The organism is Paenibacillus sp. EKM10P, assembly GCF_011800655.1.
GTDB classification, from domain to species: domain Bacteria; phylum Bacillota; class Bacilli; order Paenibacillales; family Paenibacillaceae; genus Paenibacillus; species Paenibacillus polymyxa.
On sequence record NZ_JAALET010000001.1, the window covers coordinates 1 to 15907 of the forward strand.

At 42.1% G+C, this 15907-nt stretch carries 6 protein-coding genes; 3 read left to right on the forward strand and 3 right to left on the reverse strand.

The features are described 5' to 3' along the window. Positions 1-18: 18 nt before the first annotated feature. Both HFE01_RS00005 and HFE01_RS00010 read left to right on the forward strand, forming a co-directional pair. Positions 19-9960: a non-ribosomal peptide synthetase gene (locus tag HFE01_RS00005; RefSeq protein WP_260403043.1), complete on the forward strand. Its 9942-nt coding sequence runs from the start codon at positions 19-21 to the stop codon at positions 9958-9960. A 29-nt stretch (positions 9961-9989) separates the two neighbouring features. Further along, positions 9990-11297 (forward strand): MFS transporter, encoded by a 1308-nt coding sequence (locus HFE01_RS00010; RefSeq protein ID WP_107734134.1) that lies wholly within the window; start codon positions 9990-9992, stop codon positions 11295-11297. Positions 11298-11381: 84 nt separating this feature from the next. Here the strand turns inward: HFE01_RS00010 and HFE01_RS00015 are convergent, their stop codons facing one another. The 3 genes from HFE01_RS00015 to HFE01_RS00025 are packed head-to-tail and all read right to left on the reverse strand — an operon-like array spanning position 11382 to position 13959. After that, on the reverse strand, positions 11382-12080 hold the full coding sequence (locus tag HFE01_RS00015) for a DUF4097 family beta strand repeat-containing protein (protein WP_017426298.1): 699 nt from the start codon (positions 12078-12080) through the stop codon (positions 11382-11384). A 35-nt stretch (positions 12081-12115) separates the two neighbouring features. After that, a complete protein-coding gene (locus HFE01_RS00020; RefSeq protein ID WP_017426299.1) occupies positions 12116-13051 on the reverse strand; it encodes an ABC transporter permease in 936 nt (311 codons plus the stop codon). Beyond that, entirely contained in the window at positions 13048-13959 is a 912-nt protein-coding gene (locus HFE01_RS00025) for an ABC transporter ATP-binding protein (protein ID WP_107734133.1), read from the reverse strand. The genes HFE01_RS00020 and HFE01_RS00025 overlap by 4 nt, the downstream gene beginning before the upstream one ends. Before the next feature lie 161 nt (positions 13960-14120). Between HFE01_RS00025 and HFE01_RS00030 the strand changes: the two genes are divergently transcribed. Then, positions 14121-15890 (forward strand): helix-turn-helix transcriptional regulator, encoded by a 1770-nt coding sequence (locus tag HFE01_RS00030; RefSeq protein WP_243208109.1) that lies wholly within the window; start codon positions 14121-14123, stop codon positions 15888-15890. The last annotated feature ends 17 nt before the right edge of the window (positions 15891-15907 follow it).

Consider the following 15907-nt stretch of genomic DNA (forward strand, 5'->3'; position numbering starts at 1 on the left):
TGGCTGCCGGATGGAAACATTGAATATATGGGTCGGATTGACCATCAGGTGAAAATTCGGGGCTACCGGATCGAACTAGGTGAGATTGAAGCGGCCTTACTCGCGTATGAAGGTGTCAGGGCGGCGACGGTACTTGCCCTTGATGATCGAGATGGCAGCAAATATTTATGCGCATATTTCGAAAGCGGAGAAGGTTTGAACACATCTATTTTAAGGGCACATTTGAAGGCACTTATACCGGATTACATGGTGCCAAGTCATTTCGTCCGGCTAGATGTTATGCCGCACCTGTCCAGTGGCAAGGTTAACCGTAAAGCGCTACCCGAACCGGATCATGGGATGCGAGCCACCAGCTATGTTGCACCAAGAAACGAAACGGAAAGAAAACTAGCCGAGATTTGGGAGAAGTTGCTGGACATATCCTCCATCGGTATACATGACAACTTTTTTGAACTGGGTGGACATTCACTAACGGCGACTCGACTTATGTCTCGAATCAATAAGTTGCTGCAAGTTGAAATTCCACTCCGTGATATTTTTGCACATCCGACCATCGAAGAAATGAGTGTTTTGATCTGCGGACCAGAGGTTGCAGCTGGGACGATGATGGATATTGCTCCTGCCGAGCTACGCGATTCTTATCCAGTGACATCCGTTCAAAAGAGACAAATGATTTTACATCAGTTTGAAGGAGCAGAAACAGCATACAATATGCCCTTTGCCTTACTGATGGAGGGAGAACTGGACATCCAGCGGCTGGAGCAAGTGTTCAGGGATCTAATAGATAGGCATGAGGCATTGCGGACATCATTTGAGTGGGGCACAGAGGAGCCAGTACAAAAAATTCATAGTGAGGTTCCATTTCAACTGAGTCTCCAACAGGTTGATGATATCGGAATAGAAGCACAGGACAAACAGATTCAAGCGATATTCAAAACGTTCGTAAGACCGTTTGACTTAGGTCAGGCTCCATTGTTGCGGGCGAAGCTGGTGCGTATTTCGGACAATAGGCATATTTTAATGGTAGATATGCACCATATTGTTGCAGATGGTGTTTCCATGAGCGTTTTGGCTAATGATTTCACGGCATTGTATCACGGGAACTCACTGCCACCATTGCGTATTCAATATAAAGACTACGCCGTTTGGAATAGTGAGTGGATCAAAGAAGGACACTTGATTAAGCAGGAACAATACTGGCTAGACTTGTTTTCGGATGAGCTTCCTGTCCTTAATCTACCAACTGATTTCACGAGGCCTCAAGTACAGAGCTTTGAAGGTGACCGGTATTCTTTTCAAGCTGATAAGACACTTCGTGAAGGTCTACAACAATTTGTTAAAGAAAATCGGACCACTTTATTTATGGTACTGCTATCGGCTTACAACGTATTGCTGCATAAGTATTCAAGCCAGGAAGATATCGTGGTAGGGTCTCCAATAGCAGGTCGTAATCATACGGATTTAGAAAATATTATGGGGATGTTCGTTAACACACTTGTGCTGCGTAACCGCCCAGCTGCTGACAAAACGCTCAAGCAATTTTTACTGGAGGTGCAAAGAAGCAGCCTGGAAGCATTCGAACATCAGGATTATCCAATAGAAGATCTTGTGGATAAGCTCGAACTTCACAGGGATTTAAGCCGAAATCCTCTGTTTGATACGATGTTCTCTCTAGAAAATACCGATTCGGTAAGCTTACAAGCTGACGGGATATCCATATCGCCCTATTCTGTTGAAGCTGGCATAGCCAAAGTTGACTTAACGTTAACAGCAGAAGCGGATCAAGAGGGACTCTCTTTTCGAATTGATTATTGTAATAAGCTGTTTTACAAAGAAAGTATTGAGAGAATGTCGAAGCATTATTTGCAGATTTTACAGACTATTGTGGACTCTGCGGATGCACGGATTGGCGACGTAAACATGGTAACTGCATCCGAAGAAGAGATTTTGTTAACGAAATTTAATACGGTACCCGCTTCTAACGAGAAAGATAACCGAAAATTGCTGCATCAGCTCTTTGAAGAGCAGGTAGCGAAGACGCCGGAGCGTGTCGCAGTATCGTTCGAGGAACAACAATGGACTTACAGCGAGTTAAACGATAAAGCGAATCAGCTTGCCAGAGTGCTTAGAGAAAAAGGAGTACAGGCCAATACGCTTGTAGGCATGATGGTAGAGCGATCTTTTGAAATGATAGTCGGAATCCTAGGGATTTTAAAGGCTGGGGGTGCGTATGTTCCTCTGGCACCAGATTATCCTGCGGAGCGAATTAGTCTGATGCTATACGATTGCAAGATAACACTATTATTGGCTTCCCATCATGTCCTGACTGAATCAACTTTCATAAAAGAGGCAGGAGCAGATGCGTTTGCAGGGGAAATCCTTGATTTGGATCAGCTCGATACTATCGTTAAGGATTTGGATTCTAGTAACTTACCTTATGTGAATGAACCGGATGATTTGGCATATGTGCTATATACCTCTGGCTCAACAGGTAAACCAAAAGGGAATCTGACCATGCATTATAACGTGGAGAGATTGATTAAAAACTCCAATTATATCGATCTTACGGAACAGGATATTCTCTTGCAGTTATCCAACTATGCCTTTGATGGGTCGGTCTTTGATATATTCGGCGCTCTGGTCAATGGTTCTAAGCTGGTTCTCTTACGTAAAGAGAATATGCTGAATCCAGAAAAACTGTCTTCCTTGATTCGAAATGAAAATGTCTCGGTATTTTTTATTACTACCGCCTTGTTTAATACGTTGATAGAAACCAATATTGAATGCTTTACTACAATTCGAAAAATACTTTTTGGTGGAGAGCGGGTTTCGCTACCGCATGTGAGCAAGTTGTTTGAACATATCGGACCCCATAAAATGCTGCACATGTACGGACCTACCGAAAGCACGGTCTTTGCTACCTGTTATGGTGTAGATCAGATTCATGAACGGAAAGGTACAATTCCGATTGGAGCCCCGATTACAGGTACTACTGTGTACATTCTGGATAAAAATCTTAAATTGCAGCCTATTGGTATACCGGGAGAGCTTTGTATAGCAGGGGATGCACTATCCCAGGGCTACTTGAACCTACCTGATTTTACAAACGAAAAGTTTATAGACAATCCATTTAATCCAGGCGAGAAAATGTACAAAACAGGTGATATTGCAAAATGGCTTCCAGATGGAAATATTGAATTTGTAGGCCGCCAAGATCATCTGGTGAAAATTAGGGGTTTTCGTATAGAGCTTGGTGAAATTGAAAATCAACTACTATCCCATGAACGTATTAAAGAGGCAATAGTTATAGCTAAATCGGATCCATCCGGCCAAAACCGTATTTCTGCATATATGGTGACAGATGGGGAATTAAATACTTCAGCTATTCGCCGTTACTTGGCGAAGTATTTACCAGATTACATGTTGCCATCCAGCTTAATCCTGCTGGACAGTTTGCCGCTGAACGCTAATGGCAAGGTGGATCAGAAGAAACTGCCAGAGCCTCATATTAACTTAGACTTGAGCACGCTGTATGAACCACCAACAAGCCCTACGGAAGAGAAGTTGGTTAAAATTTGGGAAGGTGTGCTGGGACAAGAGGGAATTGGAATTAGTCACAGTTTTTTTGACCTTGGAGGAGACTCTATTAAGGCCATTCAAGTGATCGCAAGGTTGAGCCAAGAGGGATTAAAGCTGGATATGAAGGACATATTTCAGCACCCTACTGTTCAGCAAGTAGCACCATATGTCCAACGTCGTTCCAGAATCATTGACCAGAAGGCGGTAACAGGTGAGGTACAGCTAACTCCAATCCAAAGATGGTTCTTCGAAAATGTACAGGATGATCGGAACCATTTTAATCAAGCAGTTATGTTGTTTACTAGTGGTGTATTCGATGAAGAAGCCCTAAAGACTGCTTTGGAGAATATTATTATTCACCATGATGCCCTACGAATGGCGTATGAGATTGGTCAGAGTTCTGTTTGCCAATACCATACGGAAACGCAGTTAAGGCCTCTTCATTTAAATATTTATAATCTACAAGGAAATAACGATGCTGAAAGCAAGATTGAGGAAGAGGCGAGTCGGCTACAGGCTACCATGGACTTAAGAGCAGGTGAGATGATCCGGGTTGGCTTGTTCCAAACAGATCAAGGCCAGCATTTGCTGATTGCTATTCACCATTTAGTTATTGATGGGGTCTCCTGGCGAATCTTATTGGAAGACTTGGAGAGCGCATATACCCAGGCATTACAGGGTGAAGATATCGCTTTGCCGGATAAAACGGACTCTTTTCAGTATTGGTCCGACCGGCTTGCAGAGTATTCGAACAGTCGGACTTTACTGAAGGAGAAGGCATATTGGCAGCAAATTGAAGGTGTTCAATGTGAGTCTCCATTTCCTCAGAAGAGCACAGGTACTGATGAGGGTGGAGTGAAAAAAGAAAGAACGAGCATAGCTGTCCGGTTGGACAAGCAAGATACACAGCTACTGCTTGGAACTGCTCATCAGGCCTATAATACCGAAATTAATGACTTATTGTTATCAGCACTTGGATTGGCTATTAAACAATGGGCGGGTAGTAAAATCTTCGCTATTAATCTTGAAGGACATGGCAGGGAAGAGATTATGGAGGAGATAGATGTTACTCGAACCATAGGTTGGTTTACTTCGATGTTTCCTATTGTTCTGGATATGAGGGATAGTGAAGATATTTCTTCTGTTATTCGGCGAACTAAGGAAATGATTCGGCATATCCCTAATCGAGGGATTGGCTACGGAGTTCTGAAGTATTTGACCGATGTGGAACATACTCAAGATTTAGATTTTAACATACAGCCACAAATCAGTTTTAATTATCTGGGACAATTTATGGATGGTACGCAAGAGGGGAGCTTTGAATCGTCACCGCTATCTCCGGGACGTTCTGTTGGTGAAGGGGCAGAAAGTCATTTTACACTGGACATTAATAGTATTGTTTCCCAAGACCAACTGTTACTTGAATTTGGATATATTCGTGGCGAGCATGCAGACCATGCTATTGAACAATTATCCCTTATGTATATTGAGCATTTAAAAATGTTAATTAATCACTGTACAAGCATTTCACAGAAGGTTCTCACACCATCTGATTACCAAGACCATACTCTCTCTATTCCTGAGTTAGATCAGATTCTCAAGCAGTTTGGTGGGACTGAACAAGTAGAGCATATTTACCCGTTAACACCTATGCAGCAGGGAATGCTGTTCCATTACATGATGGAGCCAGAAACTACAGCTTATGTGGAACAAGTAGCGATTGAAATGGAAGGTGAACTGCAGCAGGAACTTCTGGAACAGAGTTTTCAAGAATTGTTGGCAAAATATGAAGTATTACGTACGAATTTTGTGTTTACCAGTATACGTGAACCTCGGCAAGTAGTGCGTAAATATCAACATGCAGAGTTTCAGTTTTATGACCTTACCGGGATGGACGAGCAAGAAATTATCGCTTATCTTGAGGATCACAAAAAACAAGATCTTCTGCGTGGATTTGATTTATCCAATGAAGCACTAATACGTATAAATGTATTAAAAACAACTCCTGATAAGTTCCTTATGATGTGGACCTTCCATCATATGATTATGGATGGATGGTGCGTAGGGATTGTCTACCACGATTTTATGAGCATGTATCTAGATTTGAAAAATGGTAGACCGCTTAAGTCTGAGACAGCCCCTGCTTATTCAACTTATATCCGTTGGCTGGAAAAGCAGGACAAAGAGGAGTCCATGCAATATTGGAAACAGGCTTTGGATGGATATGCGCAATGTGCAGTTATACCGAAGACGTTCAAATTGCAGGCTAAAGAAGGTGGTTACCGCACGAGTCAGCTGGAATTTTCGTTAGACCAAACAATGACACGACGATTAACAGAGATTGCATCTCATAATCGGATTACAGTCAACACGTTGTTCCAATCCATATGGGGGGCATTGCTTCAAAGATATAACAATACCAACGATGTAGTATTTGGAGCCGTAGTATCAGGGCGACCGCCAGTAATCCCAGACATTGAGAGCATGGTAGGTATTTTCATTAATACTATTCCCGTGCGAATTTATGGCGAGGAGAATGAAAGCTTCATTGAAATGGCCAAGAGAGCTCAACAAAGCTCCATCGAATCTGTTAAGTATGAGTACACATCATTAGCTGACATTCAGTCCATAACCACACTGAAGCAAAGCCTGTTAGATCATATTATTGTGTTTGAAAATTACCCGGAGTATGGAGAAGAAGAGGCGCTACAGAAGCACAATCTGAAAATTCATGTGCGAGACATGGCCTTTTATGAACAGACAAACTATGACTTTAATCTTATTGTTTCCCTGAAAGACGAACTGAACATTAAATTTCTGTACAACGCTGATACCTTAAGTAGAGAATTTGTGGAACGTATAAAAAATCATCTAAATGGCGTAGTCCGACAAATCGTGGATAATCCAGAGATAAGTATATCCTCGATTGAAGTAACTTCTTTACCGGAGAAAGAAGTGATTTTGAATGAATTTAACAATACGACAGCGATCTATCCGCGAGCGAAGACAATCCATCAATTGTTTGAGGAGCAGGTGGAGCGAACACCGGAACATCCGGCAGCCCTTTACAAAGGACGGCAGTTAACGTATCGGGAGCTGAATGCCCAAGCGAATCGGTTGGCTCATGTGCTGCGGGAAAAAGGAGTAGGACCTGATCGTGTGGTGGGGATCGCGGTTCACCGATCGTTGGAGATGATTATCGGACTACTAGGAATCTTGAAAGCAGGTGGAGCCTATCTGCCGCTGAATCCAGAGGACCCTGAAGAACGACTGGCGTTCATGCTGGAGGACAGTGGAGCATCCATTTTATTGACCCAGCAGGAGTTAGTGGAGCAGCTTCGCTGTCATGGAACAACCAGGGAACTGATCGCTATCGAAGATTTGCTGGTACAGAAAAAGGAGCAAACAGAAAGAGAAAAGAATCCGGAGTCGATCAATCGCTCGACGGATTTGGTGTATGTTATTTACACCTCGGGATCTACGGGTAAGCCTAAAGGAGTCATGATTGAGCACGCCTCGCTGATCAATCGTCTGCACTGGATGCAAAAGCGGATTCCGTTTGGAGCGGAGGATGTGATCCTGCAAAAGACACCGTATACCTTTGATGTATCGTTGTGGGAACTATTCTCGTGGGCTATCCAAGGGGCAACGGTATGCTTTTTGGAGCCAGGAGGAGAGAAGGACCCGGCCACAATAGCTGAAACGGTTGAGGCTAACCGGGTAACGGCATTGCACTTTGTGCCGTCAATGCTAGGAGCGTTTCTGGAATACATGGAACACAGCGGAGCTGCGGGGAAAATGCGCAGTGTACGACGGGTATTTGCCAGCGGGGAAGCACTGATGACAGAGCATGTGCGTCGGTTTAACCGTCTGATAGGAGGCGGCGGTGCCACGCTGCACAATCTGTATGGGCCAACGGAAGCGACCGTGGAGGTGGCGTATTATGACTGTCCTGTCGAGCATGAACCGGAGAGCATTCCGATCGGGAAGCCGATTGATAACGTAAAATTGTACATTTTGGATAAGAAGGACCGTTTGCAACCGATAGGGATACCTGGCGAACTGCATATTGGAGGCGACTGTGTAGCGCGAGGATATGTGAATCGGGAGGAATTGACGGAAGAGAAGTTCGTAGAAGATCCATACGAGCCGGGAGGACGGATGTACCGAACAGGGGATCTGGCCAGATGGTTGCCGGATGGAAATATCGAATATATGGGCAGAATCGATCATCAGGTGAAAATCCGCGGATATCGGATCGAGCTGGGTGAGATTGAGGCGGCTTTGCTTGCGCATGATGGAGTTCGGGCAGCGGCAGTACTTGCCCGTGCTGATGACCGAACGGGGATGCCTAGTTTGGGGGCGTATGTTGTTGCCGAACCTCATGTGACAACGGCAATGTTGCGACAAAATTTATCTATCTCAGTTCCAGAGTATATGATCCCAGCCTATTTTGTATTCTTGGATCAGATGCCGCTCACGTCGAGTGGTAAGATTAATCGTCGTATGCTATTAGAGATTGAGCTGGAATTTGGTACCGGAACGGAATATGTGGAGCCAAGCAGTGAGCTGGAAAAGGAATTAGTTGAGATCTGGATGAGTGTACTTGGTATTGAACATGTGGGTATCGACGATAATTTCTTTGAACTGGGAGGACATTCTTTAACGGCTATTCAGCTTGCATCCAGGTTACAGGGGATTTGGAGTAGTGAATTACGGTTGAGCAGTATCTATCAATACCCTACGGTCAGAGAGTTGGCACTACATGTGGAAGGGATGGAAGAAAACCATTCTGCACTTGCCCAACAATTTGATCAAATTATAGCGTTGCTGCATCAAAAGCTGAACGTTAAGGGATGGTTACAACAAGAGCAATTCAATGGAAAATCTTATATCGTTCTGCATCTAGAAGATGGAGCCATTTCTTTTGAAAAAGAGATTATGGAACTGTTGGACATGAAATGCGATGAATCGATTCAGCCTCATTACATCACTTGGCACGGGGAAGAAAACCTGAGACTGGAAAAGGCCAATCTTGAAGACATTAAGAGCATATGGACAGAAAGAATTGACAATGATTTGGACGTTTTCTCCAAAGCTATTTTAAGCCTAGGAGTGATAGAGAGACTGCCTGTTTCTCCAACACAACGTTACCATCTCCAACATAGTGATATTTCTGGCACGATTATTCCGCTAGAAAAACATATGAACATGGAATATGTGGAAGAAGCGATTCGGCAGATTATTCGAGAGCAGGATTTGATGAGAAGTACGCTGTGTGAAGAAAACGGAGAATTGCAGTGGCAAGTAAGGGAAGCACCAGATCATCTTCCTGTACCACTGGTTGATATCTCTATGTACGATGAAGATACACAGCAAGTGATTCTGAATAATATCGTCTGGCCTTATTTTTACAGGCAGCATGAACTGAGCAATTCACTCTTATATCGGATATTGATTGTGAAAAAGAATCTGAAAGACTACATGCTTATATTACCTTTTTCGCACTCGATCTTTGACTTTATGAGCAGTGAGATTATTAAGCACCAGTTCAACACTTATTATGAATGTGTACGAGCTGGAAAGGAAACGCCTAAAGGGAGCAGAAATCGTTACTCTGATTTTACAGCTCATATTATGGAAGGACCTCAGGGTGTTGATGATTTGGAATTAGTTACTACCTATAATCTAGATAAGTTTGATCGTGCAATTGGTCGTATAACCGATTTTGTAAGTCAAAAAGCAGTACTTGAAGGGCATACAACTGTCATTTGGGATTTGAAATCTTCCGAGAGAGCAATTCACTTGGACAACACTAGTCATTGGGAGATTGCATTCTTTACGTTCACTGCTTTTTGTAAAATGTATTTCGAGCTTAGTCAGGTTCCCATTTGGGTAACGCAATATGGTCGAAGCTTTGGAGAGAAGCGTTACTATGATGTTATTGGCGAATTTGTAGATCATATCCCGATACTAACAAATTTAGACCAAAATCTGGTATCTCTAGAACAGCAGGTTCGCCAAAGTGTTCAATGGGCAGCTGAACATAATATCAGCTTTGCTAACTTAATGTATAACCCGGATGTACAGAACGATTATCCTTTATCTGGAGGATACTTGCAGCAGGCTTTGGATAGAATGCCAATTGTATTTAATTTCCTTGGTGAGCTGAGAAGTGAGCATCAACTCCTACAAACGGTGGATCTGGGTAATGTCAATGTTGAAGGAAGAACACGAATCTTATGCGAAGTTTGGCATGATAGCGAGTCTAATCTGTTTGTGGCACTAACTCTACCTTTTTCAGAAGACGAAAGTATAGTACGGAATCATCTACAAAGTGCCTTGGAGCAATTGGAAAGACGCTGGGCAACCGTTCTGTAACTCTTGCCCTAACCGAATAGGGGGATCTCATGAATCAGCCAAAGGAATTTTCGTTTTATGCTCGCCGGAACCTATTTATTTTTTCTGTGACCAGGCTTATATCGGAGCTAGGAAGTTCAATTTTTAAGTTTGCTTTAAGTCTATATATTTTGGATATCACCGGATCGGCCACTGTATTTTCAATGGTGTTAGGCTTGTCCATTCTGCCCGGAGTATTTGTCAATATTTTTGCAGGGGTAGTTATAGACCGGAGCAATAAGAAGAAAGTGCTTGTCATAACCGAAATATTAAGCGGAATAGCGCTACTAATCTTTTTACCCATTTTCTTGTTGGATTCAACCAATGTCATGTTACTTGCCGTGTTTTCCGTTATATTAAGCCTAATTCAATCATTTACGTTCCTAACGCTGAACGCCTCAATTCCTAACTTAGTGGAAAGAGACAACGTTCATAGCGTAAACTCTTCCTATCAAAGTATAGGAGCAATCATAAATGTACTGGGCCCGATCCTGGGTGCCATAACTTATCGAGCTTGGGGCTTGGAAACGATTGTGATGATTAACGGAATAACATTTATTTCGGCCGGATTGATGCAACTATGGTTACAATTTAGGAAAACTGATGAACAAACGGTATCCTCAAGTTATTTGGACAGTGTCAAAGATGTGTTTGCGTATATAAACAAGCAAAAAGCCATAATGTATTTACTTGTCATCTTTGTCGGTATCAATTTTATGCTCGCTCCATTAGTCCAGGTTGTATTGCCATATGTGACTTATCAGGAACTTCAACTTTCAGCTCAGCAACTATCTGTTATTCAAGGAGCCTGGTTCGTAGGAGTCATTGCGGGAGCCATTGTGGTTTCACGTCGAAAAGTACATCAATTTGTTATTACCAAAATATTTATCCTGTTTCAGCTTCAAGCCATCTTATTCCTAACATGGTGTTTCCCATTATTGTTTCCCTCAACATCAGGAAGCCTGATACAGATGACGTTCATCTTCATTATGATTTTGGCAGTAACCGGATTTTTTAATTCAATGAGCAATGTTCCCATGATATCTTATGTGCAGCTGTATACTCCAGAACATATCAGAGCCGGGGTGTTTGGTGTAATCAGCTCGATCACTATGCTAGCAACTCCGCTCGGAATCGGGTTGTACGGAATACTATTGGATAGAATCCATTGGGTATACCTTCCTCTGGCATCGGGAATAGTTGCTCTGGTGATGGGGATCATGGCTCATAAGAACAAAGCATTACGTAACTTTTTCAGTCAAAATACCGAACCAGTCCTTAATAGCGTAGGTGAAAAAGAACGAGTATCAGCATTATAAACTGAATTTCTGCTCATGATGATGTGATTGAAGGACCTGATGTTAATGGAAAGGCCAACTTATGTTGGCCTTTTGGTCTTTCAGTTATTTTTTGCTTTGAGTCACTTTCCCCTTCACATCACCGATGCTTACTTTTCCATTGCCGCTCTGAATAATGACAACATCTTTTGCAACTTGATCAATATCCAGAGAGCCGTCACCTAACTCAATATATGCAGTACCCCCTATTTTATCTGCTTGAATATGTCCGTTTACATTTTCAATATTGACATCAGATGAGCTATTTTGAATAGTAATCCCACCATCTCTGTTGGTTAAATCAATGGCTCCACCGATTTCTTTAAGCGTGATATTACCATTCACATTTTCAATGCTTACATCCGAGGCTAAATTCGTTACTTGAATATCTCCATCTCTATGCGGATGTTTAATTTCTAGTTTCATTTTTTCCGGAATGGTTAGCTTGACATCAACTGTTTGGGGACCTGTTGACATGAATTGGCCCTCGAAAAAAGTATTAAGAGTAGCTACACCATCTTTTCCCTCCAGACTTAATTTTAGCTTATCCATGTTGCTGCCATTAGCAACGACACTGGCTTGTATTTTATCTGTATTCTTGTTTCCGACAACTTCAATTTGACCGTTGCTATTATCTAGAACTAAGCTGGAAATACCGGCAGATGATAATTCAAGTTCCTTGTTTAAAGATGTTGCAGGTTTGGATGAACAGGCTGCAATTAACAGTAACATTGAGATCATCACTAAAGTAGTGAGCCATTTCATTACAATCACTCCGTTTCAGAATAGTTAGTATAGATTTAGATTACATCCCGTTTTGTAAAAATAGGATATGAAACGAGATGCATAGCGACCAGATGAAGTAGAAGGAGGAACAGTGAGAAGCCCAAGGTCATTCCTTCCACTGGCGTCGTTCCAAAAAAATAAGGATTGAGATCTGTACTGGAAAACACAAAGTATTTTGTCCAAGGCCATCCATTCATGGTGATACTCAAGACGAATCCTGCTATAGCTGCTAGCATAGAGAACACAATAGAAAATGTAACACTGCGAAATGCTGCAGAAATCATAAATGCAAATGTCAACACGATAACCATAAAAGGTATATTAAATAAAAAACCTCCTAACAAGGCTTGAATCATATCTGCCTGTTGAATGGTTTGATCCTTGACGAAGAAGTAGGGATCGCCGATCCCCTTAAAGCCAAACATTAATCCACCGAAAAATATGGCAGCAAGAAAAGTAAGCAAAACCAAAAATATTCCAAACAAGAGAGTTGCAATATATTTAGAAAAATAAATTTTTGAGCGTGTAGCTGAACGTGTCAGTAAAAATTTGATTGTACCGGCAGAAAACTCAGAGGCTACAATATCGCCAGCCACGATAAGAGCTAAAAGAGAGATACCTACAATTAAATTTCTGGATTGGCTCACTGTAAAACTCCAAGCATTGGATTGAGGAGCGATGTTATGGTCCAAATAATACTGATTCATCAAAATTTTTTCTGCTGCCATTTTTTTCTCAATGGGTAGAGCGTCTGACTTTGCTGCATCTCTCGTTAGCTTTGAATTTTCATGCTGTAAGAGTGTTTTCCAGCCTTCATTGTACTCAGTCATACCAGAACTTTTTAAATTAGCCATCTGGATTAATACATACAAAATAAGCAGTATGATGATAAGCCAGGTACGTTTACGCTTATAAATCTTCATGTTTTCATTGCGAATTAACTGAATCACTTTTCAATTCCCCCTGTGATTTCAATGAATTTATCCTCTAGTGTCTGTTTCGTAATCTGAACGCTGTATATGTTCACCCCCGTATCCATAAGTTTCTTTGTAATACCCGGAATTTGATCCTTTGTAATGTCAACTTGTAGAGTTTGTTGATCTGCAATAATTTCTTTCCCCGCCAGCATGGACTGGAATACAGGAAGAGCCAATTCGGGTCTGTCTACTTCAAACCGAACAGGAGCAAGCCGATTATCCATCATCTCAGCTACATTATGGATACCAATCAGTTTTCCCTTATTTAAAATCGCTACCTGATCACACATCAGTTCCATTTCAGCCATAAGATGGCTAGAAATAAGAACACCAACGCCTTCTTTTTGAGACAGATTGATTAAATGTTCCCGAAGCTCTCTTATTCCTGCTGGGTCTAAACCATTGGTAGGCTCATCAAGCACAAGCAAGGAAGGTTTATGGGCCAGTACAACGGCTAATCCCAGTCGCTGCTTCATTCCTAGAGAGTAAGTTCCCACTTTCTTATCAATGCTGTCCTCAAGTCCGACGAGCGAGATTACTTCCTGAATACGTTCCGAAGAAACCCCTGGAGACATTCTTGAGAAATGAATCAGATTGTCATAGCCGGATAAATATTTGTACAGATCTGGATTTTCGACGATAACTCCAACATGTCTCATTGCCTTTTCGAAGGAGCGATCAATATCTTGGCCGTGGATAAATACCTGGCCTCCCGATTTTGAATTTAACCCCACGATCATCCGAATAGTGGTCGTCTTGCCCGCTCCATTTGGGCCAACAAGACCCATGATTTCCCCCGCCTTTACATCCAAGGACAATCCTTCAACAATGGTTTTCTTTCCAATCTTTTTACTTAAATTACGAATCTGTAATAGTGACAACAACGATTCCCTCCCCGCCAACAGTTTGATTGTCTATAAAGTATCAGGAGTGCAGTCATACTCCCTAGTGACAAAATGTCATGACCTTGTTATGATGTGAAAAGATTGAAAAAATTACCTTAATTTAAGAAGAATGGGGTACTTACATGCTTGGATGCAATATGCGCTGGTCTTGGCAGGAATGGATTGTTGCTGTATTCCGAATCTTGTGGTTGATTTGCTTTGTTTTGCTATCGTATCAAGACCGCCCATCTTTCCCTTTCACTGTTGTATTTATCTCTGTTCTCGTTTGCTATTCAATACCTTTGTTCATTGATCGAATTCATTACCGCTGGTATTTGTTGGCGGAAGTATTTCTAGTGGGTGGAATTTCTTTGCTATTTGCTCATCAATATGAGCTTGTCCGACTATTTCTGCCAGCTGTTTTTACGATTTCGTTTTATAGCCGTGGCCGTTCACATGCGGTAACTTTACCTCTTGCGTTGGTGATGTTTTGCCTGGGAGGAAGAGGGGCGTTTCATTGGACGATAGAAGACGTATTCCAGAACCTAGTGGATGCTTCGTTTGTATACGGTATTGGTTTCGGATTACAAATGGCATTTCGTTCTATAGATCGGATCAAACAAAAACTCGAATTAATAAAAAAGCAGTATCAAACCCTGGAGCAGTATTCGACTCAGGTTGAACAAATGACACTATTGGAAGAAAGATACCGCATGGCTCGCGAGCTGCATGACTCGATTGGCCATACATTCACTTCCATTATCTTAGGTATGGAAACATTACGTCCTTATATCTCTTCTGAAGAGGGGACTGAAAGATTGCAGTCTGTTCTTCAACTTGGTCGCACAGGGCTCGAAGATATCCGAAAGCAAGTTCATCAGATGGACCCTATGGAGGAGGATCCATCTTTGGATCTATCCTTGCTAAATATCATTAATGAATTCAAAAAGAATACTGCCATTCGTGTTGTGTTCAGAACGATGGGGGAGCCGCTTCCTGTCATAAAACAGTCAAAACTGACCTTGTACCGCTGTTTACAAGAATTATTGACTAATGCCAGCCGACATGGGCATGCCAATTCTATTCAGGTGCTTCTTCACTACGACCGTAACCAGATCATTTTGCAGGTGCAGGACAATGGGAAGGGAAGTGACGAAATTAAGTTCGGGTTTGGTCTTTCAGGAATGAAAGAGCGGCTTTCGTCTCTTCAAGGCAAGCTATACCTTCATTCCAAAGAAGGCGAAGGAACGATTGTGACCTGTTCTATACCATTGCTTCAGGATACAGATGTTAGTAATCCAGAGATCAAGGTATTGTTGGTGGATGATCAATTACTCATTCGGGACAGTTTAGGCCTGTTGCTCAAAAACGAACCTGACTTTCGAATTCAAACGGCGGAAGACGGAAACGTTGCTGTAGATCAATGTGCCAGCGACCCGCCAGACGTTGTATTAATGGATGTACATATGCCCCAGATGGACGGTATTACTGCGACGAAGCTAATTAAAGAAAGCTGGCCTAACATACGTGTAATTATGATCACCACCTTTGATGACATTTCGTATGCTACGAAATCACTTGCTTTGGGTGCTGAAGGTTATGTACTAAAATCAATTGATCCAAGAGAGCTGGCTAATACGATACGGCTAGTGCATCACGGAGGAACGATGATAACCCAAGAAGTAGCAAGTACATTGTTTCAGCAAATGACAGGGACGATGAAGAATCCTTATGGACTGACAGAGCGGGAGTTGGAAATTCTGCATTGTTTAACTGAAGGACACCGTTATAAAGCAATTGCAAGCAAGGTTCACTTATCTGAAGGAACGGTTCGAAACTATATTTCGACCATATACTCAAAAATGCAAGTGCAAAGCCGTGACGAAGCGATTGAAAAAGCTAAAACAGAGTTGCTTACAGACTATTAATAAAATGCAAGATGGGT

Coding starts and splice junctions, on each gene's coding strand:
- HFE01_RS00010 (WP_107734134.1), top strand. CDS start 9,990: ATGAATCAGCCAAAGGAATTTTCGTTTTATGCTCGCCGGAACCTATTT.
- HFE01_RS00015 (WP_017426298.1), bottom strand. CDS start 12,080: ATGAAATGGCTCACTACTTTAGTGATGATCTCAATGTTACTGTTAATT.
- HFE01_RS00030 (WP_243208109.1), top strand. CDS start 14,121: ATGCGCTGGTCTTGGCAGGAATGGATTGTTGCTGTATTCCGAATCTTG.